Source organism: Adlercreutzia equolifaciens (genome assembly GCF_029076695.1).
GTDB classification, from domain to species: domain Bacteria; phylum Actinomycetota; class Coriobacteriia; order Coriobacteriales; family Eggerthellaceae; genus Adlercreutzia; species Adlercreutzia equolifaciens_A.
Genome location: NZ_JARFIK010000341.1, coordinates 1 through 305, shown reverse-complemented (window position 1 = coordinate 305; position 305 = coordinate 1). Strand labels below are relative to the sequence as shown.

The window sequence follows — 305 nt, the reverse complement described above, 5'->3', positions numbered from 1 at the left end:
GAGCGCGAGCAGTGGAACGACGGCTCGAACACGCTGTGCGTGCGCCCCGGCACCGTCGTGGTGTACCAGCGCAACAATGTCACCAACGACGTGCTGTACAAGAACGGCATCAACTGCCTGGTCATGCCCTCCGCCGAGCTCTCCCGCGGCCGCGGCGGCCCGCGCTGCATGTCCATGCCGGCCTGGTGCGAGGCTCTGTAAGAATCGCGTAGTTCGAACGAATCTGGGCGGCTGGCGCATCCCGGCTAGCCGCCCCTCCCATTAAGGAGAACCTCTCATGGCAGAGACGAAAAAGAAAAAGCGCG

Annotated in this window: 1 protein-coding gene; it reads left to right on the top strand. The window is 63.9% G+C overall.

The genetic code is table 11. From position 1 onward, the window contains the following. A partial coding sequence (locus tag PZH32_RS12665) for an arginine deiminase family protein (RefSeq protein ID WP_275208606.1) occupies positions 1-201 on the top strand: 201 nt, incomplete at its 5' end. Between the last annotated feature and the right edge of the window lie 104 nt (positions 202-305).